The sequence below is a fragment of the Micromonospora sp. KC721 genome (genome assembly GCF_004348355.1).
Lineage (GTDB): Bacteria > Actinomycetota > Actinomycetes > Mycobacteriales > Micromonosporaceae > Micromonospora.
In genome coordinates this window covers 1-2,262 of record NZ_SMJY01000358.1, presented here as the reverse complement: position 1 = coordinate 2,262, position 2,262 = coordinate 1, and the positions used below count along the sequence as shown (strand labels likewise).

The following is a 2,262-nucleotide window of genomic DNA, read 5'->3' as shown; positions in this document are numbered from 1 at the left end:
GGGCGAAGCGGGGACTCGGGGCGCAGGGACAGGCCGACCATCCCGGTGCCCGCCATGGCCACGGCGACGACGACGGCCGTGCCGGCGGCACGCCACGGTCTCCCGTGACGGCCGCCGGCCCGTGTCGTCGTCCGGTCAGACGAGCCCATCGGCCTGACGCCGGCGCATCAGCACGATGCCACCCAGGGCGGCCGCGCCGATCATGCCCGCCCCGCCGACGGCCATGCCGCCGTCGGCACCGGTGGTCAGACCGCCGTCACCGCCGTCGACGTGCCCGCGGGGGAGGACCACCAGTTCGCCCTCGCCGCACGAGCCCTTGAGTTCGTACCGGCCGGGGGCGGCGTCCGGCGAGACCCGGGCCTCGCCGTAGTAGACGAAGTCCTTCTTGTGCTTCCAGCCGCGTTCCTCGGTGGCCGCGTCCTCGGTAGCCGCGTCCTCGCCCCGCCAGTCGTGCTCGGCGTCGGTGTCGGTGTCGCGGTGCCCGCCCTGCCAGCCGCGCTCGGTGTCGGTGCCGGCGTCGGCGTGCTCGCCCTTTCCGCCGCGCTCGCCGTGCTCGCGGCCGGTGGTGTCCTCGCCGCGCTCGGACTCGGCCGCCTGGTCGTGCTCCTCGGCCTGCCAGTCGTGGCCCTTCCGCTCCCACTCGTGCCGCCCGCCCCGCTCCTCGGCGGTCTGCTCCTCCTCGTAGGCCTTCCGGTCGTACCCCGACCCGCCGTCGGCGGCGAGCCCGCCGCCCGTACCGCCGGGCTGGCCGCCATCGACCGAAGGCTGCGGCGACGGGCGCCGGTCGTCCTCGTGCTCGTCCCGGCCGTGCTCGTCCCGGCCGTGCTCGTCCCGGCCGTGCTCGTCCCGGCCGTGCTCGTCCCGGCCCTGTTCGTCCCGGCCGTGCTCGTCCCGGCCGTGCTTGCCCCGGCCTTCCTCGCCCCGGCCGTGCCGGCCGCCGCGGTCCTGCTCCTCGGCGCCCTCGTCTCCGCCCTTCCAGTCGCGGCGGTCGCCACCGGCCTCGCTGGCCGGCTTCAGCTTCACCTTGCCGGTCACCTTCGACCAGACGTAGGCGTGCTCCTGCGGCTGGGGGCAGACCTCGATCAACCTGACCGTCTCGCCCGGCTTGGCGACGTGTGGCTTGGCGAAGACGTTGCCCTCACGGTCCCCGCCGTGGTGCGTGCCGTCTGCGAGCGCGATTCCCGGCGTGAGCACCAGGAGGGATGCGCCGCCGAGCGCGGCGCCCGCGACGACCTTCCCGAGCATCTTGTTAGCCATGACCTGCGTCACTCCATCCCTGTTGTCCTGAGCCCGACGTCGGTCGAGCTATGACCGACGTTAGACCGTTTCACGACGGTTCCGGGGGAAGATTCATGTTTTGGAGTTTCGGGATGATGAGAGAGATACGCACTCTAGGCGGCATATGTCGATCTGGTTGACCGGCTGCTGTCGGACCGCGTGGTCTGGGCTTCCGCCGGTGGTCGTAGGAGCTCACGGGGCGAATGTCCCGAGCGGTGGAGTCCGGGGCTGCTGCTGGTAGGTTTCGGGAAGGTATCGAGCCATTGCCATGGAAGCGCTCCCATGCAAGAATCGCTGCACGCGGTTCGGGGAGCCACACCGCGTAGGCAGGCGTCGAGGGCACCGGCGAGAACCGGACGACGTGGCCGCCGACCGGTCCTCGCCCGACCGGTCACGGCACCACCACCACCACGCCCGTTCCCGGGTCGGGCGCACCCCCCCGAAAATCCCGTTGGCACCGTGGACCGTCCGCCAGGACGTCCGCCGGGCCATTCTGCCGGGCCGTACGCGGACCCGGTCTCGCCCAAAGGAGTTCAGTGGCATGAATCTGTGGAGAAACCTGTCCGGCCGACGCCGGGCGGTGGCGCTCGCCGGTGCGAGCGCCCTGGTAGCGGGCGGCCTGGTGACCATCCCGGTCACCGCCGCGCAGGCTGCGACGCAGTGCAGCGTCGACTACACGGCGAACCAGTGGCAGGGCGGCTTCACCGCCAGCGTCACCATCAAGAACATCGGTGACCCCCTGCGCTCCTGGACTCTCGGCTTCACCTTCCCCGACGCCGGCCAGCGGGTGCAGCAGGGCTGGTCGGCGCGTTGGTCGCAGAGCGGCCGGAACGTGACCGCCACCAACGAGTCGTACAACGGTTCGGTCGCCACCGGCGGCACGGTGAACATCGGCTTCAACGGCGCGTGGAGCGGCAGCAACCCGAAGCCGACCTCGTTCACCCTCAACGGTGTGGTCTGCAACGGTGGCACCCCGCCCACCAC

Annotated in this window: 2 protein-coding genes and 1 pseudogene; 1 reads left to right on the top strand and 2 read right to left on the bottom strand. The window is 72.0% G+C overall.

Annotated elements, in window-relative coordinates; genetic code table 11:
- Positions 1-149: pseudogene (locus tag E1182_RS32620) on the bottom strand (class F sortase); the annotation flags it as partial.
- Entirely contained in the window at positions 136-1,257 is a 1,122-nt protein-coding gene (locus tag E1182_RS30255) for a hypothetical protein (protein WP_132271146.1), read from the bottom strand. The pseudogene E1182_RS32620 and the gene E1182_RS30255, both read right to left, overlap by 14 nt.
- A gap of 562 nt (positions 1,258-1,819) precedes the next feature.
- Between E1182_RS30255 and E1182_RS30250 the strand changes: the two genes are divergently transcribed.
- A partial coding sequence (locus E1182_RS30250) for a cellulose-binding domain-containing protein (RefSeq protein ID WP_207921582.1) occupies positions 1,820-2,262 on the top strand: 443 nt, incomplete at its 3' end.